The 13,292-nt window shown below is 73.2% G+C and carries 14 protein-coding genes; 2 read left to right on the plus strand and 12 right to left on the minus strand.

Annotated elements, in window-relative coordinates; genetic code table 11:
• Positions 1–18: 18 nt before the first annotated feature.
• From ACIRQH_RS22505 to ACIRQH_RS22540, 8 genes are all read right to left on the minus strand, one after another.
• Positions 19–816 carry an ABC transporter permease gene (locus ACIRQH_RS22505; RefSeq protein WP_404226870.1) on the minus strand — a complete coding sequence of 266 codons (798 nt, stop codon included), beginning with the start codon at positions 814–816 and terminating at the stop codon, positions 19–21.
• Positions 803–1,681, minus strand: coding sequence for a 2-aminoethylphosphonate ABC transporter permease subunit (locus ACIRQH_RS22510; RefSeq protein WP_404226871.1), 879 nt, complete (start codon positions 1,679–1,681; stop codon positions 803–805). Before ACIRQH_RS22510 ends, ACIRQH_RS22505 begins: the two co-directional genes overlap by 14 nt.
• Complete coding sequence (locus ACIRQH_RS22515; protein WP_404226872.1) at positions 1,674–2,780, minus strand: ABC transporter ATP-binding protein; 1,107 nt, start codon at positions 2,778–2,780, stop codon at positions 1,674–1,676. The genes ACIRQH_RS22510 and ACIRQH_RS22515 overlap by 8 nt, the downstream gene beginning before the upstream one ends.
• On the minus strand, positions 2,777–3,496 hold the full coding sequence (locus ACIRQH_RS22520) for an HAD family hydrolase (protein WP_404226873.1): 720 nt from the start codon (positions 3,494–3,496) through the stop codon (positions 2,777–2,779). The genes ACIRQH_RS22515 and ACIRQH_RS22520 overlap by 4 nt, the downstream gene beginning before the upstream one ends.
• Positions 3,490–4,614, minus strand: a complete 1,125-nt coding sequence (locus ACIRQH_RS22525) for a TIGR03364 family FAD-dependent oxidoreductase (protein ID WP_388866166.1) — start codon at positions 4,612–4,614, stop codon at positions 3,490–3,492. Before ACIRQH_RS22525 ends, ACIRQH_RS22520 begins: the two co-directional genes overlap by 7 nt.
• A gap of 143 nt (positions 4,615–4,757) precedes the next feature.
• Complete coding sequence (locus tag ACIRQH_RS22530; RefSeq protein ID WP_388866169.1) at positions 4,758–5,516, minus strand: GntR family transcriptional regulator; 759 nt, start codon at positions 5,514–5,516, stop codon at positions 4,758–4,760.
• 56 nt (positions 5,517–5,572) lie between these two features.
• Entirely contained in the window at positions 5,573–6,472 is a 900-nt protein-coding gene (locus ACIRQH_RS22535; RefSeq protein ID WP_388866172.1) for a hypothetical protein, read from the minus strand.
• 354 nt (positions 6,473–6,826) lie between these two features.
• Positions 6,827–7,969, minus strand: a complete 1,143-nt coding sequence (locus ACIRQH_RS22540; RefSeq protein WP_388931205.1) for an ROK family protein — start codon at positions 7,967–7,969, stop codon at positions 6,827–6,829.
• Positions 7,970–8,097: 128 nt separating this feature from the next.
• Between ACIRQH_RS22540 and ACIRQH_RS22545 the strand changes: the two genes are divergently transcribed.
• A complete protein-coding gene (locus ACIRQH_RS22545) occupies positions 8,098–9,183 on the plus strand; it encodes a Gfo/Idh/MocA family oxidoreductase (protein ID WP_358814970.1) in 1,086 nt (361 codons plus the stop codon).
• Positions 9,180–9,653 carry a heme-degrading domain-containing protein gene (locus tag ACIRQH_RS22550; RefSeq protein WP_358814971.1) on the plus strand — a complete coding sequence of 158 codons (474 nt, stop codon included), beginning with the start codon at positions 9,180–9,182 and terminating at the stop codon, positions 9,651–9,653. Before ACIRQH_RS22545 ends, ACIRQH_RS22550 begins: the two co-directional genes overlap by 4 nt.
• Before the next feature lie 308 nt (positions 9,654–9,961).
• Here the strand turns inward: ACIRQH_RS22550 and ACIRQH_RS22555 are convergent, their stop codons facing one another.
• From ACIRQH_RS22555 to ACIRQH_RS22570, 4 genes are all read right to left on the minus strand, one after another.
• Positions 9,962–10,819 (minus strand): fumarylacetoacetate hydrolase family protein, encoded by an 858-nt coding sequence (locus ACIRQH_RS22555; protein WP_404226874.1) that lies wholly within the window; start codon positions 10,817–10,819, stop codon positions 9,962–9,964.
• A gap of 137 nt (positions 10,820–10,956) precedes the next feature.
• Positions 10,957–11,724 carry a YidC/Oxa1 family membrane protein insertase gene (locus ACIRQH_RS22560; protein WP_358814973.1) on the minus strand — a complete coding sequence of 256 codons (768 nt, stop codon included), beginning with the start codon at positions 11,722–11,724 and terminating at the stop codon, positions 10,957–10,959.
• A 99-nt stretch (positions 11,725–11,823) separates the two neighbouring features.
• Complete coding sequence (locus tag ACIRQH_RS22565; protein WP_358814974.1) at positions 11,824–12,132, minus strand: DUF6412 domain-containing protein; 309 nt, start codon at positions 12,130–12,132, stop codon at positions 11,824–11,826.
• Between the two features lie 286 nt (positions 12,133–12,418).
• Positions 12,419–13,258, minus strand: a complete 840-nt coding sequence (locus ACIRQH_RS22570) for a class E sortase (RefSeq protein WP_404226875.1) — start codon at positions 13,256–13,258, stop codon at positions 12,419–12,421.
• Positions 13,259–13,292 lie beyond the last annotated feature (34 nt).

Here is a 13,292-nt window from a genome sequence, read left to right on the forward strand (position 1 = left end):
GTGGGACGGATCAGCGGGTCAGCGGTAGGAGGCCTTGGTGCGGATCCGGGAGACGGCGAAGAGCACGAGCACCGTCGCCGTCATGAGGACCACGGCGAGCGCGGAACCGGTGAACAGGGCGCCGCGGTCGGTGGCCGCGTAGATCTGGACGGGGAGCGGGGTCCAGTCCGGCGGGTAGAGCATCATCGTGGCGCTCAACTCGCCCATGGACAGGGCGAAGCAGAGGCCGGCGGCGGCGGTGAGCGAGGGCAGCAGCAGCGGCAGCCGCACCCGCCACAGCACGTAGGAGGGCCGGGCGCCGAGGGAGGCGGCGGCCTGTTCGTATGCCGGGTCGAGACGCACGACGGCGGCCGACACCGACTGGTGGGCGAACGCCGTGACAAGAACGGCGTGCGCGAGGATGACGATCCACCGGGTGCCGTTGAGCAGTACCGGCGGCTTGGAGAAGGCGACCAGGACGGCGAGCCCGACGACGACGGACGGCACGGTGACCGGCAGCATGAACAGCGCGTCCAGCAGGCGCTTTCCGCGCTTGTTCAGGGCGTGCCCGGCCAGCGCCGCCCAGGTGCCCACCACGAGCGCGAGCACGCTCGCGGCGAGGGCGGTGACCAGGCTGGTGGTGAGGGCCTGGAGGGATTCGCCGCGGGTGGCGGCGGTGTAGTGCCCGGTGGTGAAGCCGGACGGGAACGCGCTCGACCAGTTCGTGGCGAACGACGCGGCGAGGACGACGAGCAGGGGCATGGCGAACAGCGGCGGGAAGAGGACGAGGAAGACGGCCCAGGTGGCCCATTTCCCTGTGCGGCTATGCACCAACACGGCGGCTCACCACCCGGTAGAGGCCGTACAGCCCCACGGAGATCAGGACGTTGACGACGGCGACGACGCACGCTCCCGGATAGTCGGACTCCAGGATCGCCTTGCCGTACACGAGCATCGGCAGCGTGGTGACGCCCTTGGCCCCGGTGAACAGGACGATGCCGAACTCGTTCAGGCACAGCACCAGGACCAGGCTGCCGCCGGAGGCGAGTGCGGGCAGCGCCTCGGGGAGGATGACCTGCCGCACGATCCGCGCGGGCCGCGCGCCGAGCGAGGAGGCCACCTCCAGCTGACCGGTGTCGATGCCGGAGAAGGCGGCGAGCAGCGGCCGCATCACGAACGGGGTGAAGTACGTGATCTCCGCGAGGAGCACACCCCAAGGCGTGGTGAGGAACTGGAAGGGTCCCTCGGCGGCCCCCGTGGCGCCCGTCCAGAGCCCGTTGGCCATGCCGACGGTGCCGTAGACGAACAGCAGCGCGAGCGTGATCAGGAAGGACGGGAAGGACAGGAAGACGTCGATGAACCTGGCGACCGCCTTGCCGCCGGGGAACGGCACGAAGGTGATGACCAGGGCGAGGGCGAACCCGAGGACCAGGCAGCCGACGGTGGATCCGAGCGCGAGCCACACGGTGGTGCCGAGCGCCTCCCGGAACGCGGTCGAGGCGAACACGTCCTCGTAGGCCCGCGCCGAGGTCCCTCCGGTGTCCGGCCGGAACGACTGCTGGACGACCAGCCCGAGCGGATAGAGGAACACCATGCCGAGCACGACGACGGGGGGCAGGGCCCAGGCCCAGACCCAGGAGGGGATTGCCGTCCTGGCCCCGGTGACCGCCTTCGCCGGGGCGGGGACCGCGGCGCTAGCCATTCCGGCCTCCCCCTTCGGCCGCTCCCACGGCTTCCCGTCCCACGGCTTCCCCGCCAGAGACGCCCGCGGAGAGAAGTACGGCGTCCTCGGAGGCGAAGTGCAGGTCCACCGGGTCCCCCGGGGCCGGCGGGTTCCGCAGCTCTCGCACGTCCGCCATCACCCGGTGGCCCGCCACGTCCACGTACAGCCGATGGGTGGCCCCGCGCCACTGCACCTCGCCGACGAAGCCGGACAGCCGGTTGGGTCCGGACCCGAGGCCGACGAGGTGGGGCCGTACGCACAGCGTGGCCGAGGCGCCGGGAGCGGCGTCCCCGGTCGGGACGTCGAGCCGGGTCCCGGCGAGGGACACCGTGCCGGAACCCACCGTCACCGGCAGCAGGTTCGCGTTGCCCACGAAGGACGCGGTGAATTCGGTGCGCGGCGCCCGGTACAGCTCCTGGGGGGTGCCGACGTCCCGCAGCCGCGCCTTGTCCATGACGGCGATCCGGTCGGCCAGGGTCAGTGCCTCGATCTGGTCGTGGGTGACGTAGAGGATCGACACGTCGGGCAACTCGCGGTGCAGCCGGGCCAGTTCGGTGAGCATTCCGGAGCGCAGCCGGGCGTCGAGGGCGGACAGCGGTTCGTCGAGCAGGAGGACTCCGGGCCGGATGGCGAGCGCCCGCGCGATGGCGACGCGCTGCTGCTGCCCGCCGGACAGTTCGCGCGGGTGGCGCCGTGCGTACGCCGCCATCCCTGTCATCCCCAGGGCCTCGGCCACCCGCCCGCGGATCTCGCCCCTGGGGGTCTTCCGCGCCTTGAGCCCGAAGGCGACGTTGTCCTCGACACGCAGGTGCGGGAAGAGGGCGTACTGCTGGACGACCATGCCGATCCCGCGCCGGTGCGGCGGCAGGCCGGTCACGTCGCGGTCGCCGATGAACACCCGCCCGGCGGCGGGCCGCACGAATCCGGCGACGGCCCGCAGCGCGGTGGTCTTGCCCGAGCCGGACGGCCCGAGCAGGGCCATCACCTCGCCGGGCTCGACGGTCAGGTCGAGGGAGTCGAGGACCGTGGTGCCGCCGTAGGCGACGGACACCCGGTCGAAGCGGATGCCGCTGCTCATCGCCGCTCTCCGCCGGAGCCGGTGAACTCGCCGAGCAGGGCGGGCAGTTCGGCCACGGAGCCGAGGACGTGCCCGGCTCCGGCGGCGCGCAGCGCGTCCTCGTCGTGGGCGCCGGTGAGGACGCCGGCGACGAGTCCGGCGCCGGCGCGGACGCCGCTGAGCATGTCGTAGGAGGTGTCGCCCACGACGGCGGTCTGCCCGACGCCGTCGGCGGCCTTGGTCCGCAGGAAGGCTTCCAGGACCATGTCGGGGTAGGGGCGGCCGCGGCCTCCGGCGTCCGCCGGGCACAGCGTGAGCGGCACCAGGTCCTGCCAGCCGAGGGCGGCGAGGATGGCGTCCTGGGTGACCCGGGCGAACCCGGTGGTCAGGACGACGGTCCGGCCGCCCGCCCGGAGTTCCTCGATCGTCTCGCGGGCCCCGGTGACCGGCGCGATCCGACCGCCGTCGACGAGTTCCCCGTACGCCTTCTCGAAGGCGGCGTTGGCGCGCCGGGCGAGCGCCTCCTCGCCGAACAGGTGCCGGAAGACGCAGATCTTGGACTCGCCCATCGTGGCGCGGACGTAGTCGAGCTTCTCGGTGTGGTCGGCGGATCCGGGCTCCACGCCCAGCTCCCCGGCGGCCACGGCGAAGGCCTGCTCCACGAGGCCGCCGTCGGCCACGGTGGTGCCTGCCATGTCGAGCACCACAAGTCGTATGTCGTTCAACCCGGTCACCATCCCAGCTCGTCGGCGGTCGTCTCTGCGATTGCGGGTGAGCAGGTCATGCCGCGCCCACCGGGCCCGGTGACCAGCCACACCCCGTCCCGGACGCGCTGGCGGTGCACGACCCTGCTGGTGTCGGTGCACTGCGCGTACACCCCGGCCCAGCGGCGCCGGATCTTCGGCAGCGGGCGGCCGAGGAAGGACTCGACGACCTCGGCGAGGTGGTCGTAGGGGTCTTCGAGGGTGTCGAAGGCGAAGGGGTGCTCGTACTCGTGGGTGTCGCCGATGGTCAGCCCCCCGTCCGCGCGCTGCACCATGAGCAGCTGCATCCGGTGCTCGGCCGCGGTCGGCGTCTGCGGCTGGCCGGCGTCGAGGGCGTCGAGCGCCTCGCTCCGGTAGGCCGGGTAGTAGCGGAAGCTGTCCGCGTCGGCGACGGAGGTGGTGAGCGGTTCGCCCAGCGGGTCGGTCTGCATCATCTGCAGCCGGACGCGCCGCACGGGCAGCTCCGGCCCGGCCAGCTCGCGGACGAGACCGCCGAGCCAGGCGCCGGTGCACAGCACCACGACGTCACCGGTGTGGACGTCGCCGTGGTCGTCGCGGACGGCGTTCTCGCCGATCACCTCGCGGACCTCGCGGCCCGGCAGGAAGGTGTAGTCCGGGGACCTCAGCAGCTCTGCGCGCAGGGCGACCTGGGCGGTACGCGGCTCGACGGCCGCGTCGCGCTCGCAGTACAGGGCGGCCTCGAAGGTGCCGCGCAGGGCGGGGTTCAGCTCGCGCGCCTCACCGGCGGTGAGCAGCTTGTAGCCGCGGGCCGCCGCGTCGTCGCGAGCGAGTGCGGCCTCGGCGACGGCTGTCTCTCGCGGGTTGCGCAGCGGGGTCAGCGATCCGCAGCCCCGGAACCCGAGACCCGGGACCCGGGCGCCGATCTCCTCCCACAGCTCCCGCGCCCGCAGGGCGGTGTCGAGCTCCTCTCCTCCGGCTCGGCCACTCACCCAGATCTGGCCGAAGTTGCGCAGCGAGGCCCCACGGGCCTCCGCCTCACGCTCGATCTGTACGACCTGGTGGCCGCGCTCCACTGCATGCCAGGCGTGCAGGGTGCCCACCACGCCGGCTCCGACGACTATCACTCTCACAACGGCCACGCTCCTCGGTACGGGGGAATCGGAAGGGTCCGGACAGCAACCAGATGGTGAACTGCCTATCACATTTGGGCTAGACCCGTTATCTTGTCGTTATAATAAGAGGCGGGCCGGAGCCCGCCTCGATCTGGCCGGAATCAGTCGCCGAGGTGGGCGGTGAACGAGAACCGGTCGCCCCGGTACAGCGTCCGCACCCGCTCCAGCGGCTGCCCGTCGGTGTCCCGGGAGATCCGGTGGAGCAGCAGCATCGGCAGGGCGGGCGGCGTGCCGATCAGCAGCGCCTCCCGCGGGGTGGCCAGCACGGTCTCGATCCGCTCGTCGGCGTCGCCGAACCCGATGCCCAGCCGGTCGTGGAGGTAGGCGTAGAACGAGGAGTCGGGATCGAAGTCGGTGTCGAGTCCGGGGACCCGGCCGACCGCCACGTACGTGCTCTCCAGACCGACCCGCTCGTCGTCCGCGAGCAGCACGCGCTCCATGTGCCACACCGGTTCACCCCGTTTGAGGCCCGCCTCGGCGGCGAGTGTCTCCGGACACGGGAACCGGTCGAGGGAGATCAGCGAACGGCCGGGAACGCGCCCCTGTCTGCGGACGCCCTCGGTGTAGCTCGCCAGCGACAGCGGCTGCTCCAGCTTGGGACCCGCGACGACCGTGCCGCGTCCCTGCCGCCGCAGCTTCCCTTCGAGCAGCAGCTCGCGCAACGCCTGGCGCACCGTCTCCCGGGCGACCTCGTACTTCTCCGAGAGGTCGCGCTCGGTGGGCAGGAGTCCCCCTTCACCCAGCTCGTCCACGAGCCGGGCGATGTGCGCCTTCACCGCGTAGTACTTCGGGATGCGGCCGTGCTCCGGGATGCCGGAGCGGACGGGGGCGCCGGGAGCCTGGTCGTTCGGGTAGTCCACGGACACGATCGTCGCAGACGGCGCGGGCCGCGCGGCTGCCAGGTCTCGGCGGCGCCTCAGGGGCGGCGGGTGCGCAACCGCCGTGCCACGAGGAGCAGTCCGGCTCCGAGGGCCGTCAGGGCGACCGCGAGCGCGGCCAGCAGGGGACGGTTCGGGGCGCCGGGTCCGGTCCTCGCCAGCTCCTCCGCGGACGGCGCCGCCGCGCCCGTACCGGCGGAGGCGGCCGCCCCGGTGCCGGCGCTCGCGCTCGCGGTGCCGGTTCCGGGGCTCCGGGTTCCCCCGGTCGCGGTCCCCGTGCCGGGGCTCGCGCTGCCGGTGCCCGTGTCGGCCGTGGCGGTGCCGGGGTCCGTGGTGCCGCCCTCGTCCGAGCCCTGCTCCCGGCCGGTGTCCCCGTCGTCGTCCCCGACGTGGAACCGGTAGTCGTTCGACTCCCCCACCCAGTCGCCGTCGCCGCCGTGCCGCTGCACGACCGACGCGCTCGCGACGACGTCGTCGGGGGCGGGCGCGGCGGAGGTGAAGGAGAGCCGCACCTTCACGGTCAGGGTGCGGCCGGGCGCCACGGTGAACCCGGGGAAACCGTCGTCGAACGGCGCCACGTTCTCGGCCTCGTCGGTCCGCTCGAACGTCACCGGGTGCGCCCGCTCGCCCTCGTAGAACTCCATCCGCAGCTGCTCCGGCCGGAGCGTCCGGCCGGTGTCCGCGAGGACGACGACCGGGTGGATCGCGCCGCAGGTGTGCGACGTGGTGTTGGTGAGGTCGAGATACCAGGTCCCGAAGTCGCCGCCCGGCCGGTAGTCGTCCGGACCGCCGTGGATCCGGGTCGTGACGGGGAAGTCATGGGTGTCGGACGCCACACACGCGGGACGCGGTTCGAGCGCGTGGGCGGGCGCCGGTGCGAGCGCGGCGCACAGGGCGAGGGCGGCCGGGACGAGCGGGTGGGACGTACGCAGTCGCATGGGGAGCCTCTGGCCGATCGGTGGGGGACGGGGATCGGGAGCTTCGAAAGCGTCAGGCGGTACGGGGCAACGGCGCCGTGACCTTGACACGTCTCCCCGACGGCCCCCGGCACGCCACGCGCACGGGCCCCCCGTTCGGCGGCAGGAATCCCCCGACCGGCCCGGGTCACGTGCCCAGCGGGCCGGTCTCCAGCGCCGGGTCACCCCGTATGCGATGCGATTCCAGGGCGCCCGTCGTACCCGGTGCCGGCGCACCCGTCCCACCCGGTGCAGGCGCACCCGTCCCACCCGGTTCCACCGCACCCGGGGCTCGGAACCGGCCGCCCTCCGCGACCAGATTCCCCGCCCTTCCTCTCAGCCGTCCCCGCGCCCGAACAGCGGGGCCAGCAGGAGTTGCGCCGCGCCCTCGGCCACGCCGCGGGCACCGCCGGGGGCGATGCCGACCGGGACCACGGTGCCGCCCCCTTCACGCCGGGCCCGTTCCCCGAGGACGGTGCCGACTCCCCGTACGAAGACCTCCTCGTGGGCGGCGACCGTACGGCCGCCGAGCAGCACCAGGTCGATGTCGAGCAGGCCCGCCAGGTTCGCGGCCCCGGCGCCGAGCACCCGGGCCGCCTCGTCGAGGGTGCCGCGTCCGACCGCGTCCAGGCAGAGCACCTCGATGCAGCCGCGGTTCCCGCACTCGCACAGCGGCCCGTCCAGCTGGATCACCTGGTGCCCGAACTCACCGGCCCCGGTGCGGGTCCCGCGGTGCACGGTCCCGCCGATCACGAGCCCGGCGCCCAGCCCGGTACCGAGATGCAGGTAGGCGAAGGACCCGCCGCCCACCGGGCCGGAGCCCGAACCGGCGCCCACCGCGACGCCGAGGGCCGCCGCGTTGGTGTCCTTGTCGACGACCACCGGGAGCCCGAGCCGCCCGGCCAGCGCGTCCCGCAGCGCGAAGCCGTCCCACTCGGGAAAGCCCGTGACCCGGTGCAGGACACCGAGGGTGTGGTCGAGCGGGCCGGGCAGCGCGACCCCCACGCCCAGCGGGGACACCCCGCCGAGCAGGGCCTCCACCTCGCCGGCGGCGCCCTCCACCACCGCGTCCGCCCCGGCGCCGAGGTCCAGCGGGGCGCGCCGCTCGGCCACCACGGCACCGGTGAGATCGCAGAGCACCGCGGTCAGTTCGTCCCGGTCGAGGTGCAGGCCGACGGCATGACCGGCCTCGGGGACGAGCCGCAGCACCGTACGGGGCTTGCCGCCGGTGGACGCGCGGCGGCCCGCCTCCGCCGCGAGGCCGTCGGCCCGCAGCCGGGCGGTGATCTTGCTGACGGCCTGCGGGGTCAGTCCCGTGCGCTCGGCGAGTTCGAGCCGGCTGATCCCGGCGGCCCCGGCCGTGCGCAGCAGGTCGAGCACCAGCGCGGCGTTGTGGCTGCGCAGGGCCGGCAGGTTCACGCCGGGAGTGCCGGCACCCCCGGCCGGGCCCGCACTCCGGACGGTTCCGGGACTCGCCACGGTTCCTGGACTCCCCGGCACGCCGGTCACGCCGCTCCCACCCTCATCGGTCCTGCGTCGGTCCTGTTCACGCGACCCATTCTCCCCCGCGCTTGCACTTTGGCAACAGCGTTGCGAAAGTGGGACCCATGACAGGCATGACTGGTACGCCCCTTCGCGTGGGTCTCGTCGGCTACGGCCTCGCGGGCTCCGTCTTCCACGCCCCGCTGATCGCCTCGACCGAGGGCCTGACCCTCGACACGGTCGTCACCTCCAACCCGGAGCGGCAGGAACAGGCCCGCGCCGAGTTCGGCGACGGACTCCGGTTCGCCGCCACCCCCGACGACCTGTGGGCCCGCGCCGACGAACTCGACCTGATCGTCATCGCGTCCCCGAACAAGACGCATGTCCCGATCGCGACCGCCGCGCTCAAGGCGGGCCTGCCCGTCGTCGTGGACAAGCCCATCGCCGGAACGGCGGCGGAGGCCCGTGAGCTGGCCGCCCTGGCCGACGAACGCGGCCTGCTGCTCTCCGTCTTCCAGAACCGCCGCTGGGACAACGACTTCCTGACCCTGCGCGGGCTCATCGCCGAGGGCGAGCTGGGTGACGTCCAGCGCTTCGAGTCCCGTTTCGAGCGCTGGCGTCCGCAGCCCAAGGGCGGCTGGCGCGAGTCCGGCGACCCGGCAGAGATCGGAGGTCTCCTCTACGACCTCGGCAGCCACGTCGTCGACCAGGCGCTCGTCCTCTTCGGCCCCGCGGCCTCGGTGTACGCCGAGTCGGACATCCGCCGGCCGGGTGCGGCGGCAGACGACGACACGTTCATCGCGATCACGCACACGAGCGGGGTCCGCTCCCACCTCTACGTCTCCGCGACGACCGCGCAGCTCGGCCCGCGCTTCCGTGTCCTCGGCTCGCGGGCGGGCTACGTCAAGTACGGGCTCGACCCGCAGGAGGCCGACCTGCGCGAGGGCAGGCGTCCCGGCGGCGCGTCCCCGTGGGGTGTGGAGCCGCAGTCGCTGTGGGGTCGTGTCGGCTCCGGCGAGTCCCCGCTGACCGACGGCGGCCGCCCGCAGCCCACCGTCCCGGGCGCCTACCCGGCGTACTACGCGGCCGTCGCCGCCGCCCTGCGCGACGGCGCGCCGAACCCGGTGACCGCGCACGAGGCCGCTGCCGCCCTCGACGTCCTGGAGGCGGCCCGACGCTCCGCGCACGAGGGAGTGGTGGTGTCCCTGTGAACGCGCCCGTCGCACCCGAGATCGCCGAGCTGGAGGAGCAGGAGCGCCGGCTGACGCTCCCCCGCTTCACCCACGACGACGCCTGGGCTCTCGGCACGCTCCTCGTCGAGCTGGCCCGTGAGCGGCGCGCTCCGGTCGCCGTCGACATCCGCCGCGGAGGCCAGCAGCTGTTCCACGCGGCGCTGCCCGGTTCGACGCCGGACAACGACGCCTGGATCGACCGCAAGCGCCGCGTGGTCGAGCGCTACGGCTGCTCCTCGCTCCTGGTCGGCTCCCGCTTTCGCGCGAAGGGCACGACGTTCGAGGACTCCTCCCGCCTCGACCCCGACACGTACGCGGCCCACGGCGGGGCGTTCCCGCTCACGGTGAAGGACACGGGAGTCATCGGCACGGTGGTGGTCTCCGGCCTCCCCCAGATCGAGGACCACCGCCTGGTGGTCGAGGCCCTGGAGAAGTTCCTGAAGGCGTGACCGACCGCGTTCCCCGCGCCCCGAAGGGGGCGCGGGGCGCCCCGCCCGCGGACAACCGAGAACGGCGTGCCCCTGTCAGGGGCACGGGGAACGGCGCGACCAGCCACTACGCACCCGCAGCCAACAGGAGACGGCGAGCCCATTCAGGGGCGCGGGGAACCGCGCGACCAGCCACAGCGCACCCGCGGACGAAGAAAACGGGCCGGCCCATTCAGGGGCGCGGGGAACTGCGCGAACAGCCACAACGCACCCGCAGTCAAATAGGCACCCGGCCCCCGACGGACCCCACCACAGACCAAGCGGAGCGCTTACGCTCCCTTGAGTTCCTGCCGCTGCCGCCCCAGCCCCTCGATCTCCAGCTCCACGACATCCCCCGCCCGCAGATACGGCTTCGGCTCGGGCTGCCCCATGGCGACCCCCGCCGGCGTACCGGTGTTGATGACGTCGCCCGGGTACAGCGTCATGAAGTGGCTGACGTACCGGACCACCTCGGCGACGGGGAAGATCTGCTCGGCGGTCGTACCGTCCTGCTTCAGCTCGCCGTTCACCCACAGCTTCAGCGACAGCGCCTGCGGGTCCGGCACCTCGTCGGCGGTCACCAGCCACGGCCCCAGCGGGTTGAACGTCTCGCAGTTCTTGCCCTTGTCCCAGGTGCCGCCGCGCTCGATCTGGAACTCGCGCTCGGAGACGTCGTGCGCCACCGCGTACCCGGCGACATGGGCGAGCGCCTCCTCGTGGGACTCCAGGTACCGGGCCGTACGGCCGATGACGACGGCCAGCTCGACCTCCCAGTCGGTCTTCACGGACCCGCGCGGCACGAGCACCGTGTCGTCCGGGCCGACCACGGTGTCCGCGGCCTTGAAGAAGATGACCGGCTCGCCGGGCGCCTCGGCACCGGTCTCACGGGCGTGGTCGTGGTAGTTCAGCCCGATGCACACGACCTTGCCGATCCGGGCCAGCGGCGGCCCGGCGCGCAGCCCGGTCGCGTCCAGGACGGGCAGCTCCCCGGACTCGGCCGCGGAACGGATCCGTCCGAGCGCGGCCTCGTCGGCGAGCAGTCCCCCGTCGATGTCGGGAACGAGACCCGACAGATCCCGCAGAGTCCCCTGGGCGTCGAGCAGCGCGGGTCGCTCCGACCCCGCCGTACCGACTCGCAGCAGCTTCATGATCACCATCTCCCTCGATCGCGGGCGTCGACCGACAGGTGCAGCCATCGGATGACTGGTCGATCCTCCAAGCTCGGCGTCCACTCCGCAAGACCCCGTTCACGGACTGGACCGCTCGGGCGGCCGCGTGCCCGGAGTCAGATGAGCGCGGCCGCGGCGGGTGCTGCTCCCGGCATGTCCCGGTAGAGCACCGCCCGCTCCACCGCGCTCCAGGTCGTACTGGTGACGACGTACAGCGCGGCGGCCAGCGGCACCACGGCCACGGTGAAGAGCGTGAAGAAGGACATGAACGGCATGAGCTTGTTGATCGAGGCGAGGCCCGGCACGGGTTCGCCGTCGGTGCCCACCGCGGCCGGAGCCGCCGCGGCCGTCATCTGCTTGGTCCGCCGGAAGTTGAAGGTGGCCACGGCCGCGACGACGGCGAACAGCGCCAGGTAGACGAGACCGGCCGGCCCGAAGATCCCCCCGTCACCGAGGGCCCCCGCCCAGCGCCCGCCGAGCGGCGCGTCGAAAAGGGTGTGCCCGAGCAGGGAGTTCGCGCCGCCGCCGATCGTCGAGCTGGAGAACAAGTGGTACAGCAGGAAGAACGCCGGCATCTGGAACAGGCTGGGCAGGCAGCCGGAGAGCGGCGACACCTTCTCCTCGGCGTGCAGTTCCATCAGCGCCTTCTGGAACTTCTCACGGTCCTTGCCGTGCTTCTTCCGCAGCGCCGTGATCTGCGGCTGGAGCGCGGCGCGCGCCCGCTGTCCGCGCGCCGAGGCTCGCGAGAGGGGGTGCACGAGGAGTCGTACGAGCGCGGTGAACAGGACGATCGCGACGGCGGCCGCCGAGGCGTGGAACAGGGGCTGGAGCAGGTCGGCGAAGTTCTCGACCAGATGCGCGAAAGCGGACAGGAACGTGGACATGGGTGAGCCCTCCGGGGGTCTCGTCGTGCCGGGGGTACGGAATGCGGCATGACGGACCACGCGGGGTCACCAGAGGGTGCAGAAGGTGGAGAGGGTGCCCTACGCGGCCGTCGGGAGGGCGTGTCCGGGCGCCCTGGGCCGCGGGCGCCCCTTGGCGTCCGGGTCGCGTTGGGCCAGGAAGGCCGTACGGCGGGCGCGGTCGCGGATGGCCGTACGGACCCGGGTGCGCGGCACGGCGGGCGCGCAGCGCGACACGATGAGCGAGCAGGCCGCGAAGGCGGACCCTGCGGCGGCGGTCGCGGCGAGCGCGACGGTGGCGGAGAGGCTGCCCGTGTCGAACAGGGCGACCTGGAGGAGCAGCAGCACCAGTACGGCGGCGGGACGGGCGTTGGCCCAGGTGCGGATCATCGGCTGCCCCTCCTCTCGTCCATGGCGCGTGCGTCGGTCCTTCCGTTCGTTATACAGGATGCTTCTCTCCGGACCGCCGGATGACCCGGACCGGCGGGAAGCCGGTCGCCGCGTCGGCTCCGGAGGCGTGGCGCAGTCCGGCCGGCCGGCCGGGGGCACGGTGCAGTCCGGCCGACGAGGGCACGGTGTAGTCCGGCCGACGAGGGCACGGTGCAGTCCGCCATCGCGGTCCGGCATGGCGGTCCGGCATGGCGGTCCGGCATGGCGGTCCGGCATGGCGGTCGGGTCAGCGAGGGCGCATCGCCGTGAGCTTGCCCCACACCGCCATCCGGTACCGGGAGGTGTAGTCGGGGGTGCACGTGGTGAGCGTGACGTAGTACCCGGGCTCGCTGTAGCCGTACGACGGGCGGACAGTGCTGCGGGGCACCGGCCGGATGACCCCGCCGTCGCTCGGTGAGGTCTGCGGCAGGATCCGGTCGACGACGTACGTGTAGACGGCGCTCTTCGTCTCGACGGTGATCGTGTCGCCGCGCCTGAGCCTCGGCAGGTACCGGAACGGCTCCCCGTGCGTGTTCCGGTGCCCGGCGAGCGCGAAGTTCCCGGCCTGTCCGGGCTGCTGCGTGCCCTTGTAGTGACCGACGTACCCCTTGTTGAGGACGTCCGCCTTGCTGACCCCCTCCGCGACGGGGACCCGGAGGGAGAGCCGGGGAATGCTGAGGACGGCGTAGGCCTGGGACCAACGGGGCGTCGTCCGGGCGCTGTCGGCGGCGGTCCCGCGCGAGGACGCCGCACCGGTGGAGTCCCCGGCGCCACTCTTCCCGTCGCGCTCCCCGTCTCCTGCTCCCGACGCGGAACCGGAGGCGGAACCGGAACCGGAGTCATCGCCTCCCTGGGCCGACCCCACCGCCTCGGGAGCCCCCGCCCTCCCCCACTCCCGCTCCAACGCCTGCACCTGGTGATCCGCGTCGTGCCGCGCCTGCCGGTTGGTCCACCACAACTGGTGCACGACGAGGAGGAGCAGCACGACCCCGACGGTGACGAACACCTCGGCACCGCTCCAGACCGCCCGCCGGTACGCCGCCCGCCGCCGCCGCGTCCCGTGGTGCACGACCCCCGGAGCCCACATCCGAACGCCCCCTTCGCCGGCCCGCACGATAGGC

The organism is Streptomyces sp. NPDC102279, assembly GCF_044766365.1.
In the GTDB taxonomy this organism is placed as follows: Bacteria; Actinomycetota; Actinomycetes; order Streptomycetales; family Streptomycetaceae; genus Streptomyces.

What these genes read in the sequence shown, in the direction of transcription:
- ACIRQH_RS22510 (WP_404226871.1), bottom strand. Translation starts at nt 1,681, where the DNA reads ATGGCTAGCGCCGCGGTCCCCGCCCCGGCGAAGGCGGTCACCGGGGCC.
- ACIRQH_RS22515 (WP_404226872.1), bottom strand. Translation starts at nt 2,780, where the DNA reads ATGAGCAGCGGCATCCGCTTCGACCGGGTGTCCGTCGCCTACGGCGGC.
- ACIRQH_RS22520 (WP_404226873.1), bottom strand. Translation starts at nt 3,496, where the DNA reads ATGGTGACCGGGTTGAACGACATACGACTTGTGGTGCTCGACATGGCA.
- ACIRQH_RS22535 (WP_388866172.1), bottom strand. Translation starts at nt 6,472, where the DNA reads ATGCGACTGCGTACGTCCCACCCGCTCGTCCCGGCCGCCCTCGCCCTG.
- ACIRQH_RS22545 (WP_358814970.1), top strand. Translation starts at nt 8,098, where the DNA reads ATGACAGGCATGACTGGTACGCCCCTTCGCGTGGGTCTCGTCGGCTAC.
- ACIRQH_RS22555 (WP_404226874.1), bottom strand. Translation starts at nt 10,819, where the DNA reads ATGAAGCTGCTGCGAGTCGGTACGGCGGGGTCGGAGCGACCCGCGCTG.
- ACIRQH_RS22560 (WP_358814973.1), bottom strand. Translation starts at nt 11,724, where the DNA reads ATGTCCACGTTCCTGTCCGCTTTCGCGCATCTGGTCGAGAACTTCGCC.
- ACIRQH_RS22565 (WP_358814974.1), bottom strand. Translation starts at nt 12,132, where the DNA reads ATGATCCGCACCTGGGCCAACGCCCGTCCCGCCGCCGTACTGGTGCTG.
- ACIRQH_RS22570 (WP_404226875.1), bottom strand. Translation starts at nt 13,258, where the DNA reads ATGTGGGCTCCGGGGGTCGTGCACCACGGGACGCGGCGGCGGCGGGCG.